16 protein-coding genes are annotated in these 15,683 nt (G+C 71.7%); 7 read left to right on the top strand and 9 right to left on the bottom strand.

Annotated elements, in window-relative coordinates; all coding sequences use genetic code 11:
• The first annotated feature begins 62 nt into the window (after window positions 1-62).
• A complete protein-coding gene (locus BS80_RS07660; protein WP_408607353.1) occupies window positions 63-1,616 on the top strand; it encodes a sensor histidine kinase in 1,554 nt (517 codons plus the stop codon).
• A 55-nt stretch (window positions 1,617-1,671) separates the two neighbouring features.
• The gene (locus BS80_RS07655; RefSeq protein ID WP_035794567.1) at window positions 1,672-2,964 is read left to right on the top strand and encodes a bifunctional glycosyltransferase family 2/GtrA family protein; all 1,293 of its coding nucleotides are present in this window, start codon (window positions 1,672-1,674) and stop codon (window positions 2,962-2,964) included.
• Between the two features lie 35 nt (window positions 2,965-2,999).
• Here BS80_RS07655 and BS80_RS07650 read toward each other — a convergent pair whose 3' ends face one another.
• From BS80_RS07650 to BS80_RS07640, 3 genes are read right to left on the bottom strand one after another with little or no spacing between them, the layout of a single operon-like run.
• On the bottom strand, window positions 3,000-3,449 hold the full coding sequence (locus BS80_RS07650; protein ID WP_157536012.1) for a hypothetical protein: 450 nt from the start codon (window positions 3,447-3,449) through the stop codon (window positions 3,000-3,002).
• Window positions 3,450-3,457: 8 nt separating this feature from the next.
• A complete protein-coding gene (locus BS80_RS07645; protein WP_083974361.1) occupies window positions 3,458-3,988 on the bottom strand; it encodes a nuclear transport factor 2 family protein in 531 nt (176 codons plus the stop codon).
• A gap of 55 nt (window positions 3,989-4,043) precedes the next feature.
• Complete coding sequence (locus BS80_RS07640) at window positions 4,044-5,075, bottom strand: medium chain dehydrogenase/reductase family protein (protein ID WP_035794561.1); 1,032 nt, start codon at window positions 5,073-5,075, stop codon at window positions 4,044-4,046.
• Window positions 5,076-5,211: 136 nt separating this feature from the next.
• Between BS80_RS07640 and BS80_RS07635 the strand changes: the two genes are divergently transcribed.
• Window positions 5,212-5,871, top strand: coding sequence for a TetR/AcrR family transcriptional regulator (locus tag BS80_RS07635; protein WP_035794557.1), 660 nt, complete (start codon window positions 5,212-5,214; stop codon window positions 5,869-5,871).
• Between the two features lie 114 nt (window positions 5,872-5,985).
• Window positions 5,986-6,642, top strand: coding sequence for an HAD family hydrolase (locus tag BS80_RS07630; protein WP_035794554.1), 657 nt, complete (start codon window positions 5,986-5,988; stop codon window positions 6,640-6,642).
• A gap of 17 nt (window positions 6,643-6,659) precedes the next feature.
• Here the strand turns inward: BS80_RS07630 and BS80_RS07625 are convergent, their stop codons facing one another.
• Window positions 6,660-7,106, bottom strand: a complete 447-nt coding sequence (locus BS80_RS07625) for an Lrp/AsnC family transcriptional regulator (RefSeq protein ID WP_035794551.1) — start codon at window positions 7,104-7,106, stop codon at window positions 6,660-6,662.
• A 93-nt stretch (window positions 7,107-7,199) separates the two neighbouring features.
• Here BS80_RS07625 and BS80_RS07620 point away from each other — a divergent pair, with 93 nt between their 5' ends.
• Together BS80_RS07620 and BS80_RS07615 are read left to right on the top strand one after the other, a co-directional pair.
• On the top strand, window positions 7,200-8,018 hold the full coding sequence (locus BS80_RS07620; RefSeq protein WP_035794548.1) for an LLM class flavin-dependent oxidoreductase: 819 nt from the start codon (window positions 7,200-7,202) through the stop codon (window positions 8,016-8,018).
• Window positions 8,015-8,449 carry a nucleoside deaminase gene (locus BS80_RS07615; RefSeq protein ID WP_035794545.1) on the top strand — a complete coding sequence of 145 codons (435 nt, stop codon included), beginning with the start codon at window positions 8,015-8,017 and terminating at the stop codon, window positions 8,447-8,449. The genes BS80_RS07620 and BS80_RS07615 overlap by 4 nt, the downstream gene beginning before the upstream one ends.
• An 85-nt stretch (window positions 8,450-8,534) precedes the next feature.
• Here the strand turns inward: BS80_RS07615 and BS80_RS40425 are convergent, their stop codons facing one another.
• The 5 genes from BS80_RS40425 to BS80_RS07590 all read right to left on the bottom strand — a co-directional run bounded on the left by BS80_RS40425 (window position 8,535) and on the right by BS80_RS07590 (window position 13,952).
• Complete coding sequence (locus BS80_RS40425) at window positions 8,535-8,735, bottom strand: hypothetical protein (protein ID WP_157536009.1); 201 nt, start codon at window positions 8,733-8,735, stop codon at window positions 8,535-8,537.
• A gap of 302 nt (window positions 8,736-9,037) precedes the next feature.
• On the bottom strand, window positions 9,038-9,979 hold the full coding sequence (locus tag BS80_RS07605) for an epimerase (RefSeq protein WP_035794539.1): 942 nt from the start codon (window positions 9,977-9,979) through the stop codon (window positions 9,038-9,040).
• Between the two features lie 360 nt (window positions 9,980-10,339).
• Window positions 10,340-11,659, bottom strand: coding sequence for a UDP-glucose dehydrogenase family protein (locus BS80_RS07600; protein WP_035794536.1), 1,320 nt, complete (start codon window positions 11,657-11,659; stop codon window positions 10,340-10,342).
• Between the two features lie 57 nt (window positions 11,660-11,716).
• Complete coding sequence (locus tag BS80_RS07595) at window positions 11,717-12,157, bottom strand: NUDIX domain-containing protein (protein WP_035794532.1); 441 nt, start codon at window positions 12,155-12,157, stop codon at window positions 11,717-11,719.
• Between the two features lie 28 nt (window positions 12,158-12,185).
• A complete protein-coding gene (locus BS80_RS07590; RefSeq protein ID WP_083974359.1) occupies window positions 12,186-13,952 on the bottom strand; it encodes an asparagine synthetase B family protein in 1,767 nt (588 codons plus the stop codon).
• A gap of 266 nt (window positions 13,953-14,218) precedes the next feature.
• Here BS80_RS07590 and BS80_RS07585 point away from each other — a divergent pair, with 266 nt between their 5' ends.
• Complete coding sequence (locus tag BS80_RS07585) at window positions 14,219-15,610, top strand: hypothetical protein (protein ID WP_035794526.1); 1,392 nt, start codon at window positions 14,219-14,221, stop codon at window positions 15,608-15,610.
• Window positions 15,611-15,683 lie beyond the last annotated feature (73 nt).

The following is a 15,683-nucleotide window of genomic DNA, read 5'->3' as shown; positions in this document are numbered from 1 at the left end:
CGCTCGGCCGCCGCCCGGACCGTCCGGACCGTCCGGGCCGCGCCTCCCGTCCCGGTCGCCTGATCCGCCCTGGCCGCTGGTCGTTGCGCGCCCGGCTGCTGGCCGCGCTGCTCTCGCTGCTCGCCGTCGCGTGCGCGGTGGTCGCGGTGGTGACGGCGGTGGTGCTGCACCAGGACCTCTACGGCCAGCTGAACCGCCAGCTGGACGACGTCGCGCACCGCGCGGCCGGCCCGCCGGGGGTGCCCAGCTCGCTCGGCGCACTCGGGTCATCGGGGGCACCGGGGTTGTCGGGGTCACCGGGCTCGCCGGACGCGGACCTCGGGTTCGTCCTGGGACCCGGACAGCCGCTGGCCACGCTGGGCGCGGTGGTCAACGACGGCCAGGTGATCTGGGGCCGCACCAGCTCCGGCACGCTGAACCCCGACGCCGCCGCGCTCACCGCGGCCCAACTCGCCGTGCTCACCCCGCTCGCGACCAGCCGCGAGGGCGTCGCGCACTCGGTGGACGTCCCCGGACTCGGGCCCTACCAGGTGGAGTTGGCGCACGACAACCGCAACGGCGACCACCTCATGGTCGGCCTGCCCGCCTCCAACCAGCAGGACACCATGGTCCGGCTGGTCACCGCCGAACTCTGCGTCAGCGCGGGCGCCCTGCTCGCCGTCGGCCTGGTCGGCTTCGTCGCCACCGACTCCGCCCTGCGCCCGCTGCGCCGGGTGGCCGCCCTCGCCACCCGCGTCGCCGAACTGCGGCTGCACCAGGGCGAGGTGGACCTCCACGAGCGGGTGCCCGAGGCGGACACCGACCCGCGCACCGAGGTCGGCCAGGTCGGCGCGGCGCTCAACCGGCTGCTGGGCCACGTCGGATCGGCCCTGGAGGCCCGGCACGAGAGCGAGTCGCGGGTACGGCACTTCGTCGCCGACGCCAGCCACGAGCTGCGCACCCCGCTGGCGTCGATCCGCGGCTACGCCGAACTGACCCGGCGCTCGGGCGAGGAGACCGGTCCGCAGACCCGGCACGCGCTGGGCCGGATCGAGTCGGAGGCCGCGCGGATGACCGCGCTGGTCGAAGACCTGCTGCTCCTGGCCCGGCTGGACGCCGGCCGCCCGCTCTCCCGGGCGCCGCTGGACCTGTCACCGCTGGTGGTGGACTGCGTCAGCGATGCCCGGGCGGCCGGCGACACCCACCACTGGCGGCTGGAACTGCCCGACGAACCGGCCCTGGTGGACGGCGACCAGGCGCGGTTGCGCCAGGTGCTGGTCAACCTGCTGGGCAACGCCCGCCACCACACCCCGCCGGGCACCACCGTGACCGCGCGCGCGGAGCGGCAGGGGGCCCGGGTGCTGCTGGAGGTGGTGGACGACGGCCCCGGTGTGCCGCCGGAGCTGCTGCCGCACATCTTCGACCGGTTCGCGCGAGGCGACGCCTCGCGGTCCCGGCACGCCGGCAGCACGGGTCTCGGCCTGGCGATCGTGCACGCCGTGGTCAGCGCGCACGAGGGCGAGATCGCGGTGCGCAGCACCCCCGGGCGCACGGCGTTCACCGTCAGCCTGCCGCTGCCGGCGTCGCCCGCCCAGCCGAAGTCCCGCGCGAACTCCCGCGCGGACGAAGGTTCATAGCGGAGTCATAAGTCGACCACAAGGTGCCGACAGCCTCGGCGACCACGGTGGCTCCATGCGAACCCTGACGACCTCGCCCCACCCGTCCCCGTCGACGTCCCTGCCCGCCCGGGAGTTCCTGCGCATCGACGGCGACGACCCGGTGGTCGACGTGGTGATCCCGGTGCACAACGAGGAGGACGACCTGGCCCCGTCCGTCCGCCGCCTGCACGCGCACCTGACCGCCGCCTTCCCGTACACGTTCCGGATCACCATCGCGGACAACGCCAGCACCGACCGCACGGCGAACGTGGCGCAGGCGCTGGAGGAGGAGTTCGACGAGGTCATCGCCGTCCGGCTCGAACGCAAGGGGCGGGGACGGGCGCTCAGCGCCATCTGGCTCGCCTCCGACGCGCCGGTGCTGGTCTACATGGACGTCGACCTGTCCACCGCGCTCAACGCGCTGCTGCCGCTGGTCGCACCGCTGATCTCGGGCCACTCCGACCTGGCGATCGGCTCCCGGCTGACCCGCTCCTCACGGGTGGTGCGCGGGCCCAAGCGCGAACTGGTCTCCCGCGCCTACAACCTGATCCTGCGCGGCAGCCTGGCAGCGCGGTTCTCCGACGCCCAGTGCGGTTTCAAGGCCATCCGGGCCGACGTCGCCCAGCGCCTGCTGCCGCTGGTGGAGGACACCGCGTGGTTCTTCGACACCGAGCTGCTGGTACTCGCCGAGCGCGCCGGTCTGCGGATCCACGAGGTTCCGGTGGACTGGGTCGACGACCCGAACTCCAGCGTCGACCTGGTGCGCACCGCCACCGACGACCTCAAGGGCGTCTGGCGCATCGGCCGGGCGCTGGCCACCGGCCGGCTCCCGCTGGACCGGCTGCGCCGCCCCTTCGGCGACGACCCGCGTGACGGCGAGCTGGACCGGGTCCCGGTGGGCCTGGCCCGCCAGCTGCTCGGCTTCACCGCCATCGGGGCGGCCAGCACCGCGCTCTTCCTTGCCCTCTACCTGCTGCTGCGCTTGGCCACCGGCCCGCAACTCGCCAATGCGGGAGCCCTGTTGATCGCCACCCTGGTCAACACCGCGGCCAACCGGCGGCTGACCTTCGGCGTCCGCGGCCGCGCCCGCGCACTGCGCCACCAGGCCCAGGGCCTGCTGGTCTTCGCCGTCGGCTGGACCCTGAGCGCCGGCGCGCTCGCCGCGCTGCACACCCTCGGCACGGCAGCCTCACGCCCGGCGGAGCTCGCGGTCCTGGTCGTGGCCAACCTGGCCGCCACCGTGCTGCGCTTCCTGCTCTTCCGCGCCTGGATCTTCACCGGCACCCCGCAGCCCGAAAGGGCGGTGCCCGCCTCCCGGCCACTGTGACGGCCCGCGGCCTCCGGACGTCCCAGGCGGAGGCGCTACGCTCCGTTGCCGGCATCCGGCTGATCCGCCGGCCAGACTTCGAACGCGCGGGAGAAGCCCGTCGGCGGCCCCGCCCGGAAACGCTCACGGATCAGCGCCGCGACTTTGACCACGGCTTCGGGCTGCCCGCCGAGCTCGACCCGCACCGAACCGGCGTAGGCGTCTGCACGGGCATCCGCGCGGGTGGCCGGCGGTGTGGCGGCCTCGGTGACCGGTGCCGACGTGTCGATCTGCCAGCGGGTCCGTTCACCGGACGGTGCCGCATAGTCCCCGGCGGCGACCCGGCCGGGCACGTCGGTCAGCCGGAACGACCGCCCTACCGTGTCGGCGACCGCCTGCGCTGCCGGTGGGGCTCCGGAGATGGACATGTGGACGATCGTGCTCGGTGCTCGCTCGTTCATGGTTCGAGCCTTGCACGGCGCGCGGCGAAGTGCTGGCTCATCCACGGCAATGCTCAATGGCTGGGCGGGGTCCAGTTGGCGGGCAGGCCTGACTGGGAGAGGACGGAGTTGAGGCTGTAGTAGTCCTGGTCGGAGGCGATCAGGTGGTGCTCGCCGAGGTCGAGAAGGGTGGCCATCGGCACGGCGAACGGCGTGGGCGCGCCCTTGAGATGGCCGGCGTAGACGGCCTCGACGGTGATGTGGTCACCGTCGCGGTGGGCGGCCTTCACGGTGACGTGGACGTCGTCGATGAGGCTGTCGGTGCGGGCCTTCCAGCCGGCGATCTCCTGGCGGCCGTGGAAGGTGACGCCCACGCCCTGGTCGGTGTAGGCGCTGTCGGCGGTGAACAGGGCGCCGAGCGCCTGGGGGTCGCTGCCGTTCCAGGCGGCGGCCCAGGCGGTGACGACCTTCGGCAGGTACTGCGCGGCGGGCCGTGCCGCGGGCTGTGTCGCGGGCTGTGCGGCGGCGGCGCTGGTGCCGAGCATGGCGCAGACGGCCGTCGTAGCGATCAGCACGGGCAGGGCACGGCGGGGGGTGGACTTCACGGTGGGACTCCTTCGGGTGACGGTGAGCGGGGGTGGGAGCAGCGGGATCAGGGGATCAGGGGATCAGGACGACCTTGCCGGAGACGGTGCCGGACTCGGCCAGGCGCAGGGCCTCGGCGGCCTCGGCGAGCGGCAGTTGGGCGGCGACGCGGGCGGTGACCTCGCCGCGGCGGACGGCGGCGAAGACCTCGGTGAGGTCGGTGCGCAGGCGGTCCCGGAAGCGGTCCTTGTTCAGCGGGCGGCCGGCCCAGATGTTGTAGAAGTGGGCGCGGCGCCCGTTGGGCAGGGTGTTCCAGAGCCAGGTGCGGGCGAGGATCTTCAGGACGGGCCACTGCTTGGAGCCGGTGTCGTCGCGGGTGGAGGCGCTGCCGTAGGAGATGAGGGTGCCGCCGGGGGCGAGCAGGTGCCAGGAGTCGACGACGCTGCGGCCGCCGACGTGGTCGAAGACGGCGTCCACCCCGCCGGGTGCCAGTGCGCGGACCTGGGCGGGCACGTCGCCGCCGCGGTAGTCGACCGGGAGCACGCCCAGTTCCCGCAGGGCGTCGTGGTTCCGGACGGAGGCCGTACCGATCACCTTCGCGCCCGCCGCGCGGGCGAGCTGCACCAGGACCGAGCCGACGCCGCCGCTGGCGCCGTGCACCAGGACGGTCTGTCCGGCGCGCACCCGGGCCTTGCGGTGCAACATCTGCCAGGCCGTGATGCCGTTGACCACGACCGTCTCGGCCTGCGCCGGCGTGAGGCCTTCCGGGACCTGGACGGCGTCGGCGGCGTCGAGCACCACGTGGCTGGCCCAGCCGCCGACCTTCACCAGCGCGGCCACCCGTCGGCCGGCCAGGTCCGGGTCGACGCCCTGGCCGGTGGCCAGCACCCGGCCCACCAGGTCGTAGCCGGGGACGAACGGGAACGGCGGCTGGTCGTAGTACCGCCCGCGGCGCATCTGCTGCTCGGCGAACGAGACGCCGGTGGCCTCCATGGCGACGACGATCTGCCCCCGGCCCGCCTGCGGTACGGCGCTCTCGCGGATCTGAAGGCCTTCCGGCCCCACGATGCCCGGCAGGACGACCTCGATGCGACGTTCGGTGCTCATGACCGGCTCTCCTTCTGTAGATGCTTTCGCGTTCGTTAGAAGTTATAACGCTGCTCGTCCGTGATAGTCAAGAGGGACAGTGATAGCCTCTAACTGATGCTCCAGTCGGAGCGAGGGAGAGGGAGGGAGACGGATCATGAGCGAACCGGGCACGAGGACACCGAGAGAGCGCTACCGCGCGCAGGTACAGGAGGAGATCAAGCAGCACGCCTGGGGGCAGATCGCCACCGCCGGGGCCTCCGCGCTCTCCCTCAACGCCATCGCCCGGCAGATGGGCATGAGCGGACCGGCCCTCTACCGGTACTTCGCCAACCGCGACGAGCTGATCACCGAACTCATCAAGGACGCCTACCGCAGCCTCGCCGACACCTTCGCCGCCCGAGCAGAGGCCGGCACCGACCTCGACGGCCTGGCCCACGCGCTACGCCGGTGGGCCCTGGAGGACCCCCAGCGGTACTTCCTCCTCTACGGCACCCCCGTGCCCGGCTACGAAGCGCCCGAGGACACCACGCGCATCACCACCGAGATCATGGCGCACCTCCTCGACGCCTGCGCCGCCGAGCAGCCGCCCGCCACGCCACATCCACTCGACAGCCAGCTCGACAACCACCTCGCCGAGCACCGCGCCTGGGCCGGCGAGCACCCCGCCCCGCCATCGGCACTCCGCCGAGCCCTCGCCTTCTGGACCCGCCTGCACGGCGTCCTCTCACTCGAACTCGCCGGACACTTCACCGGCATGGGCTTCGACCCCGCCGAGCTCTACACCAACGAGGCGCAAGCCCTCAGTGCCCCCTGACACCGACCCCCGCCCCTGCGCGGCGACCGCCGCCCGGCTGACCTGCTGACCCTTCCGATTCACGCAGCACCCCGGTGACGCAGGTGACGCACTGGCCGTCGGTAGGGTGTTCTGATGCAGCGGCTGGCGTTCTTCGACCTTGACGGCACGCTTCTCGACCGCGATGCCGCCTTCGGCGCCTGGGTCGACGAGTTCGTCACCGACCACGGGCTCAGCGGCACGGCGCGGGCCTGGCTGATTCACGCGGACGCCCTCCACATCGGCCCGATGGACGGCTTCTTCCACCGGGTTCGTGAGGAGTTCGCGTTCGGCACGCCGGCGGACGATCTCTGGGCCCAGTACCGTCGGCGGATGCCCGAGCTGGTCGAGGGCCGGCCGGACGACCTCGCGGCCCTCGGCGAACTCCGTGCTTCGGGATGGAAGACGGCCATCGTGACCAATGGCATGACGGACAACCAGCAGGCCAAGATCCGCCGCAGTGGCCTTTCCGAACTGGTCGATGCATGGTGCATCTCGGACGAGGTCGGCCTCCGCAAGCCCGATCCAGGCATCTTCAGGCTGGCTGCCCAACTGTGCGGCATGCCGTCCGAACAGGGCGGATGGATGATCGGTGACAGCGTCATCGCCGACATCGCCGGGGGCCGCACGGCAGGACTACGGACCATCTGGATCCGTCGCGCTCGGTCCTGGCCTCAGACCGAGACACGGCCCGACCACGAGGCCGACAACGTCGCCGGCGCTGTCAAGATCCTCCTCAGCCGCCAGGCTTGAGCCCTGCACCACCACGGTCAAGGCCGGCTGGGTCCCCGGTACGGCAGCGTCTGGCTGTAGACGACGCTGGTGGTCGTGCTGCCGAAGCCGGCCAGCTCGTCCATGAGTGTCTCCAGATGCCCCATGGAGGTCGCGGCCACCTTCAGGGTGTAGCAGTCGTCGCCGGTGGTGCGCAGGCACTCCAGGATCTCCCGCCGGTCGGCGAGCAGCCGGCGCAACGGTTGGTGGTGGTTGCCCGGGTACTTCAACCGGACGACGGCCAGCACGGGGTAGCCGAGCCTGGTCAGGTCGACCACGGCGTGGTAACCGGAGATGACGCCCGTCGCCTCCAGCTGCCGCACCCGTTCCGTGGTGGCCGACGGGCTGAGGCTCACCCGCCGCCCCAGCTCGCTGAGGGAGATCCGGGCCTCGCGCTGCAGCTCGTCGATGATCGCCCAGTCGACGTCGTCAAGATTCACGGCCATATCGCGATTATACCGTCAGAACCACGGCAGGAGGCGGCTTCCACCAGGAGAATACCGTTCCCTGCGCCTTGATCACCGGGATAGCCTCCGGTCATGCAACTTGGCGTCAACGTACCGAACTTCGGGCCCGGGACCGATCCCGGCATGCTGCGCGCGTGGGCGCAGCTCGTGGAGGGGCTCGGCTTCGATCTCCTCATGGTGTCGGACCACGTGGCCGCCACCCCGGACCTGGCCGCGCGGTACCCGGCGCCGTTCTACGAGCCGTTCACCACGCTCTCCTGGCTGGCCGGGGTCACCAGCAGAGTGCGGCTGGGCACGACCGTGCTCGTCCTGCCCTACCGGCACCCGCTGCTGGTGGCGCGGATGGCCACCAACCTCCACCAGCTCAGCGGCGGGCGGCTCGTGCTCGGGGTGGGCGTCGGCTGGGCACGTCAGGAGTTCGACGCGCTCGGCGTGCCGTTCTCCGCGCGCGGCAGGCTGACCGACGAGCACCTCGCCGCCCTGCGCGCTGCCTGGCGCGAGGAGGCCGACGTCCGCACCGCCCCGATTCCGGTCTGGGTCGGCGGCAGCAGCGAGGCCGCGATCCGACGCACCATCAGGTTCGGCGACGCCTGGCACCCGCTGCGCAGCACCCTTTCCCAGCTGCGCACGGTCGTGACGAACCACGCGCTGCCGGCCTTCGCACCCCGGATCGCCCTGCGGCTGACCAGCACACCGATCGACGACCCCGAACGGCTCGCCGGCACCGGCACCCTCGAGCAGATCCTCGACGATCTCGACCAACTCCGCCGGCTCGGCGCCGACACCGTCGTGTTCGACCCCTACCACGGGGATCCGGAGCAAACCCGCCGGCCCCACGAGGCCTGGCAGGCACTCACCGCCGTGGCCGCACACTGGAGGAACCCATCGTGATCACCACCGCCGACGAGGATCTCCTGCGGCGCGCGATCGGCATCGCGGCCCACGCCACCACCATCGGCGACGCGCCGTACGGCTCTCTGCTGACCGGCCCGGACGGCACGATCCTCGTCGAAGCCCACAACACGGTGCGCCGCGACAACGACATCAGCGCCCATCCGGAACTGAAACTCGCCCGCTGGGCAGCCCGCGAACTCGACCCGCACACAGCCGCGCGCACCACCCTGTACACCAGCTGCCAGCCCTGCCAGATGTGCGCGGGCGCCATCGTCCGCTCCGGTCTCGGCCGGGTCGTCTACGCGCTCTCCACCGAACAACTCATCGACCTCAACCCGCAGTCCGGCGCCTGGCCGACGGTGCCGCAGGACGGCCCGGCCCTGTTCGACGAGGCACGCGCCCCCATCGACGACTACTACCGCCCATAACGAGATCGCGGAGGCGGCGGGACCCGCAGAGTCGTCTGCGGGTCCCGACAGACCGATGGACCCGAACGCCGCCGAGTAGGCGTGTTCAGGCCACCATCGGCGTACTGCGACATCCCAGCAGGACCGCACCCAGTACGCCGCCCGACCACGCCGCCAGCACGACCGAGTCCGGGGTGCTCCGGTACGGACGGGGCATCCCGTCCACCCACACGTCGGGGGCGAATCGACGGTTGACGGCAGCCGCGAACGCCACCGCGTCGTTGCGACGACACCGCAGCGCGAACACGGACGGCTGCTCGGAACCAGCGGCCTCGGACTCAACGCGCAGGACAGCCCTGCGTCCACGTCCACGGACCGGCGTGACCGAAACACCCGCGACAGCGCCGTACGGAATCTCTCGCGGCTCGCACTTCCGCACCGCCCACTCGATCCCGGAGGTGGTCAGCCGGGCCCGCGTCCGGCCGGACCGCACGACGACGGTCGGGACGGGCCCTGTCGCCAACGCTTCGGATGCGGGCTCGGACACGGAACTCGACATGATGGAATCCCCCCGGAATGATCATCGGACCGTGATCCTAGTACTGCCTGCTACGCCCGGCGGGCTCGGTGCACCAAGTCGTCAGCTGCCTGCGGCCACTCCCCCTGCTCGAAGGCGAAGCCCGCATCCAGCAGTCGGCCGGGCACCACACGCCGGCTCTTCAGCAGCAACTCGGTGTCCGTGCGGAGCGCGAAGGCGCCCAGTTCGGCCATCCACCGGGTGGCGGGCAGGCCCACCGGGACGCCCCACGCGCGGCGCAGCTCGCGCATGAACGCCCGGTGCGGCAGCGGGCCGGGCGACGCCAGGTTCACCGGGCCCGCGATGTCCTCGCGTGCGATCAGGAACTCGACCGCCCGCACCAGGTCGTCCTCGTGGATCCAGGACACGTACTGGGCCCCGCCGGCAATCGGACCACCCAGGCCGAGCCGGGCCATCCGCGACAGCACGTCGAAGACGCCGCCGCGATCGGGACTCATGATCATGGCGGCCCGCAGCGCGATCCGTCGGGTGTGCGGGGTGTCCGCCGCCTCCTGCGCGCGCTCCCAGGCCTTGGCGATGTCGACGCTGGTGGACCAGTAGCCCGGCACGTCCGGCTCCGCACCCCCGATCAGCCCACTCGCCTCGTCGTTGGGCGCGTCGAAGCGGTGAGCGTAGACGGTGGCGGTGCTCATCTGCAGCCACAGACGCGGCGGGCGGGCGGCGTTGGCGACGGCCTGCCCGACCAGCTCGGTCGAGCGGACCCGGGAGTCTCGCATCTGCCGCAGATTCTCGTCGGTGTAACGGCAGTTGACGGTACGGCCTGCGAGGTTCACGACCACATCGCTGCCGTCGACGGCCTCGACCCACGGGCCCAGATGCTCACCGTCCCAGGCGATCTCCCCCGCCCGCTCGGGCCGCCGGCTGAGCACCACCACCTCGTGACCGGCGGCCGTCAGTGCGCGCTTCAGGATCGATCCGACCTGTCCGGTACCACCGGGTATCACGATCTTCATCAGGCTCCCCCTCGGTAGGAGGCCCAGCATAGTACGAAGTTGAACGCGTTCAAATCTGCTCCCGAGTGGACGAGGCAGCCCCGCCGATGGGATTCCGGCGGGGCTTTCGATCCACGCGGTCGAAACTCAACTCGAGGCGGCGGCATCCGCCTTCGGCCGCCTGCCTGCCTGCCTGGCTACGAGCGATCCGCTCTTCGAGCCTTGCTGGTCCGGGGTGGCCGCCGTGCCGCTGGTACCGTCCGCGAACCGGAAGGTCGCCACGGTCGGGGTTCTCCTTGGCCACGTCGGCGACCAGGTCTTGCTCCTCCTTCTGCTTGTGGTTCGGGTGGTGCGGGGGTCTGGCGGGTGGACCGACGCCGGTCAGAGGCGGCCGAGGGCGCGGAAGGTCCACCCGGCGTCTCGCCACCGGTCGACGTCGAGGGTGCCGCGGGCATCGATGACCTTGGGGACGGCGATGTGCTGCCGCAGGTCGGCCGGGTCCGTCTCGCAGTACTGGGGCCAGTCGGTCAGGTGCAGCAGCAGGCCGGCCCCGGTGACCACGGTGGCCGGGTCGTCGGCGTAGTCGAACGCCGGGTAGGACCGGCGGGCGTTCTCCATCGCGGAGGGGTCGTGGACGGTGACCTCGGCCCCAGCCCGGTGCAGGGCTTCGGCGACCGCGAGGGCCGGCGAGTCGCGGATGTCGTCGGTACCCGGCTTGAACGCGGCGCCCCAGACGGCGATCCGCTTGCCGACCACGGTGCCGCCGAGCACCTCCCGGGCCAGCTCGACGGTCCGCTCGCGGCGTCGCCGGTTGATCGCGTCGACCTGGCGGAGGAAACTCACGGCTTGGTCGGCGCCGAGCTCTTCGGCGCGGTGAGTGAAGCCGGCCAGGTCCTTGGGCAGGCAGCCGCCGCCGAAGCCCAGGCCCGGCCGCATGCCCTTGAAGCCGATCCGCTGGTCATAGCCCAGGCCAAGGGCGAGCTGTTGGACGTCGGCGCCGGTCAGCTCGCAGAGCTCGGCCATCGCGTTGATGAAGGAGATCTTGGTGGCCAGGAAGGCGTTGGCGGCGCCCTTGATCAGCTCGGCGGTGGGCAGGTCGGTGACGATCAGCGGGGAGCCTGCGCCGAGGATGTCCGCGTAGACGGCCCGGAAGACCGCCTCGCTGGTGGTGTCGCCGTCCTCGATGCCGAGCACGATGCGGTCCGGGCGAAGGGTGTCCTCGACGGCGAAGGATTCACGCAGGAACTCCGGCGACCAGGCGAGGTGGACGCGGTGGCCGGTGCGAGTGTGGTCGTTGAGGACATGCCGCAGCTGGGTGGTGGTGCCGACCGGGACGGTGGATTTGCCGATGATCACCGCGCCGTCGGCGAGTCGGGGGGCCAGGCGGCGGACGGCGGCGTGCAGGTGGGTGAGGTCGTAGGCGCAGCTGTCACTCTGCTGGGGGGTGCCGATGCCAAGGAAATGGACGTCGGCGAACTCGGCGGCCTCCGCGTAGGAGGCGGTGAAGCGCAGGGTGCCGGCGGTGGTGTGCTTGGCGAGCAGGTTGTCCAGGCCGCGTTCGACGAACGGGGCCTGGCCCTTGTTCAGGGCCTCGACCTTGTGGGTGTCGGTGTCCATGCCGAGCACCTGGTGGCCGAGTTCGGCCATCGCGGCGGCGTGGGTGGCGCCGAGGTAGCCGGTGCCGATGACGCTGATCTTCACAGTGGGTCCTCCGATGGGGGCGGGGCGGGGAAGCGGCCCGCCTCACCCCACCGGGGGTCAGGCGGGCCGGGTGGCCAGGTAGCGGTGGATGCCGTCGCGGATGAACGGCGGGATGTCCAGGGCAGTCAGGTGTTCGGGGTCGAAGAACTGGAGCTTGACGCCCTCCGAGAGCGGCAAGGCGGTCTCGTCGCCGTCCCAGGAGCCGGCGAAGAAGGTGATGATCTGCCTGGAGCCGTAGGAGTCTTTGATCTCGAACAGCTCGACCAAGCCGTCGGCGGTGAGGCCGGCCTCCTCGTGGAGCTCGCGGACGATCGCATCGGCCGGGTGCTCGCTGGGGTCGCAGCCGCCGCCGAGCAGACTCCAGTGGTCGGGCCAGGAGATCCAGCCGAGGTCGTCACGCAGGTGCATGAGGAGCTGGCCGCTGCGGTTGGCGATGATCGCGACCGCGCCGCGCGGCTCGGCGGCGGGCGGCTCGGCTGGGAGAGTTGGGGAGTCCATCCGCCCAACGTAGTGACCTGACGTACGGTCATGCGGCGGCCCTCACTCGTTGGTCGGAGAACCAGGCGGCTGCCATCAGGGCCTGCATCCGGGTCCGGTCGAACCGCCCGCCGGGACGCAGGCCGCCCTCCAGCAGTGGCCGCAGGCTGCTGGGCGCCTCGGCGAGCGCAGTGGTGATGTGGGCGGTCGCCCAGCCCTCCAGCGGGCCGCTGAGCCAACTGGGGACCGGGGAGGCGAAGCCGAGCTTGTCCCGACTGCCCCAGACCTCCGACGGCAGCCCCAGCGCCTTGGCGGCGTCCCGCAGGATCCGCTTGCCTGCCGCCGGGTCGGCGATCTTGTGCTCGACCGGCAGCCGGTAGGAGAACTCGACCAGCTCCCGGGCCAGGAACGGCGAGCGGCGCTCCAGCGCGAACGCGGAGGCCAGCTTGTCGGAGGTCATCACCAGCGGGCGCCAGGCCGTGGCCAGGTCCGCCAGCGTCAGCCCCCGGGCCAGGTCGCCGCCGGCCCGCACCAGTGCGTCGGCGACCAGCTCACGAACCCGGCCGTCGAGGTCGGTGCCGCGCAGGACCAGTCGAACGATCGCCTCGGCCGGCCCGAGCGGGTCACCCGCCGCGTGCAGGAGCTTGGAGGCCAGCGGCCGGTAGGCCTCCAGACCCGCCGCCAGCACCGCATCGGGGCCGAAGAGGACGAGGGCGTGGCGGACGTAGCCCATCAGGAACTCGTCCGGCCCGAGCCCGCCGACCACGACCCGCAGGCCGCGCTCGGCAATGGCCCGGTAGGCCATGTGCTCGGAGAAGGTGGACGCGTTGCCCATCGGGTAGTCCAGCGCGGCCATGATCTCCGGCAGCGACCTGGTGAAGTCCTCGACCGTCGGCTCGATGACCAGCAGCTCGGCGCCGATATCGCGGGCGACGATCGCGGCGGTCCTCGACTCGTCCAGGCGGTCCTGGCCTGGGTAGCGGACCGTCACGCAGACCGGCGGCCGCATCAGGTAGGCCAGCACCGAGGAGTCCAGCCCGCCGGACAGCAGGAGAGCGAAGTCGCCTCCCGGAGCCCTCAGTGGGACCCGGTCAGCCAGCAGGACAGAAAAGCGCGCCAGCGCGGCGTTGTAGTCGCCGGGCCAGGGCTCGCAGTCCTCCAGACGCCACCAAGTCCGCTGGTCCAGCGATCCGGTAGCGACGTCGAAAGTCAGCAGGGTGGCCGGGGCGAGGAGTTGGATGCCCTGGAACGGGGTCTCGACGCCGGTCGGCGTCTCGATGGAGAGCATCTCGGGACGGACGACCAGCGGGGCGGTGCCGTAGCCGGTCAGGGTGGTGACCTCGGAGGCGAACGCGAGCCGCCCGCCGTCCAGGCGCCAGTAGAGGGGCTTCTCACCGAGCCGGTCCCGGGCCAGGAACAACCGGCCCTCGCGCGGGTCGTAGGCGGCCAGGGCGAACATGCCGTCCAACCCGTCCAGGCAGGCCGGCCCGAGCTTGGCGAAGGCCCGCAGCACGAGGTGGGCGTCCGTCTCGCCCGGCTCCAGCTCGATACCCCAGGCGGCGGCCTGCTGGCGATAGTTGTAGATCTCGCCGTTGAACGTCAACAGCACGCCGGTGGCCTGGTCCCGGTAGGGGCCGGGCTGGGCGGTGCGGTCGACGATCAGAAGGGTGTTCATGGACAGCACCGCCCGGGCGTCGGCCGAGGCAAGGTGCCGGGTGCCGTCGGGCCCGCGGTGGTGCTGGGCCAGCCCCATCGCGGCGACGGTGCCCTCGTGCCTTGCGGCGTCCGGTCCGGCCAATCCTGCGATTCCGCACATCTGCCTCACCCCCGAGAGTGAATCGGTAGAGGTCTCCGCCGGGAGGTTTGCCCAGCTCCCGGCGGAGACCCGGAGCACCAGACAACCGCCTGCCGCAGGCGAGGGGCAGGGCTCGCAGAGGGGCTCACAACTCGCGAAAGCGGTTCACTGCGAGCAGCGAAGGCAATACCCTCGGTGATCCGGCGTCAGATGCCGGGCGTACGACTTCTCGTACCCAGTCGAGTACGAACCGCCGCAGAACCGGCGGAACTCCTGAGGGGGACGCTGTGGCGTCGACCACCCGCCGGACCAGGCCACCGAACACGGACCTGGCCCGGATGATCGAGATGTGCACCGGGGCCAGCCACAAATCGCTGGCCCACCGCGTGAACCAGCTCGCCCACGAAGCCGGGCTGACCACCAACTACACGCATACCTCGGTCGCCAACTGGTGCCGCCGGGGCATGATCCCCGACTGGCCCGTGCCGAAGCTCCTGGCCCACGCGATCGGCGAGCGGCTCGGTCGGCCCGTAGAACTCGCAGAGATCGGTATGGCGGACGCTGAGACACCGGACGCGGATGTGGGGTTGGATTTCCCGCGAGACCCCGCCGACGCCGTGCGCGTCGCCACTTCGTTCTGGAGTTCCGTGAACCGCCGCGACTTCCTCACCGGATCCAGCTTCGCCGTCGCCGCGTTCGCCACCCCGGTGACCCGCTGGCTGGTCACCCCCGCCGACGAGACCGCCTCCCACGGCGGCAGCGTGCGCGTCGGCGCCGCCGATCTCGATGAACTGCGGGACGCCGCCGACGACGCCCGCCACTGGGACTCGAAGTACGGCGGCGGGAACTGGAAGGCCAACTCCGTAACCGCCTGCCTGCAGGAGCGGGCGATCCCACTGCTGAACGGCTCCTTCAGCGACGGCGTCGGCCGGGAGCTGTTCTCGGTGACCGCCGAACTGTCCCGCCTGGCCGGCTGGACCGCCTTCGACGTCGGCCAGCACGACGCAGCCCAGCGCCATTTCATCCAGGCCCTCCGCATGGCCAGGGCCGGCGGCGATGTCCAGCTCGGCTGCTATGTCCTGACCACAATGGCGATGCAGACCCTGCTGCGGGGCTTCGCCAGTGAGGCCATCGACATGACCCAGGGCGCCTTCCAGCGGGCCAAGCACGAAGCGGCCCCCCGGGTGCTGGCCTTCACCAAGCTCATCGAGGCCCGCGCTCACGCCCGCGACGGCAACGCCAAGGCCGCCTCCACCGCGCTCGCAACCTCCGAGACCCTACTCGGGCGGGCCCGCGACGGCGGCGACGAGCCAGCGTGGATCGACTTCTACCACCACGCCCGGCTCTCCGCCGACGCCGCCGAGATCTTCCGCGACCTCAAGAACCCCAAGGCCGCCCTGTCCTGGAACGCTCAGGCTGCCACGATGCAGCCGGGCGTGTTCACCCGCTCTGTCGGGATGCGGCTGGCGATCGTCGGGACCGCCCACCTCCAGGGCCGCGACCTCGACCACGGCCTGCAGCTCGGCCACGAGGCCGTCGATATCCTCGCCCGCGTCCAGTCCAGCCGGGCGCTGGACTACGTCCGCGAGTTCAACACCGCTCTCACTCCCTGGCGCCGCGAAGCGCGCGTCGCCGAGTTCCTCCACCGGACCCGCAAGGAGCTAGGCATCGCGGCCTGACCACCACACCAACGAGCCGGAAGCACCGTTCAAGTACCTCGACCTGCTCGGCTGGTGAGCCAGGAGGAAGTGC

Source organism: Kitasatospora mediocidica KCTC 9733 (genome assembly GCF_000744225.1).
Taxonomy (GTDB): Bacteria; Actinomycetota; Actinomycetes; order Streptomycetales; family Streptomycetaceae; genus Kitasatospora; species Kitasatospora mediocidica.
This window is presented reverse-complemented; position numbering and strand designations above follow the sequence as displayed.